The 547-nt window shown below is 70.9% G+C and carries 1 protein-coding gene; it reads right to left on the reverse strand.

Going from position 1 to position 547, the window contains the following annotated elements; translation table 11 throughout:
• Nucleotides 1-185: 185 nt before the first annotated feature.
• On the reverse strand, nucleotides 186-547 hold a 362-nt coding region (locus ACLQ24_RS30145), incomplete at its 5' end, for a hypothetical protein (RefSeq protein ID WP_425895122.1).

Below are 547 nucleotides of genomic sequence, written 5' to 3' on the forward strand. Positions count from 1 at the left end.
GTGGGTCGCCGCCGGTGCGTGCTGGTCGGTGTCGACGCCGCGCGGGCGGTGTCTGCGCCGACGATGGAACGCCCCACCGCCCAATCGATCAAGTCGAATTGGTGTGGGGCGCGGGATCGCTGACGTGCCGGCTGTCTACGCGGGCACGTCGAGGGTCGGGAGCTGGGCCGGTGGCCAGGTCGTGGTCAGTCGGCGCAGCCCCGTTCGCAGCCCTGCGGGTCGCACTGCTGACCGTCGGCCATCCGGGCCAGGGCCAGCCCGTCGTCGCCGTCGAGGAACGGCCAGCCGAACCCGTCGGCGAAAGCCTTGACCTGGGGCGCCCCGTACATCGGGTAGCCGGCGTGGTCCATCGCCGCCACGATGTTGTCGCGGCCGAGGAGCCAGGCGAGTTCGCTGAGTTTGTCCACCGACCGGCTCGCCGAGTTGCCCCGGTGGTCGAGGATCTTCCCGATGGCGAAATCGAGGTAGTTCCGGGCGTAGGTCTCGTGGTCGACCCGCTGGGTCCACTCAACCGGGTGGCGGGGGGTGATGACCTGGCGGGCGTGGT

Source organism: Micromonospora sp. DT4 (assembly GCF_049841675.1).
Taxonomy (GTDB): domain Bacteria; phylum Actinomycetota; class Actinomycetes; order Mycobacteriales; family Micromonosporaceae; genus Micromonospora.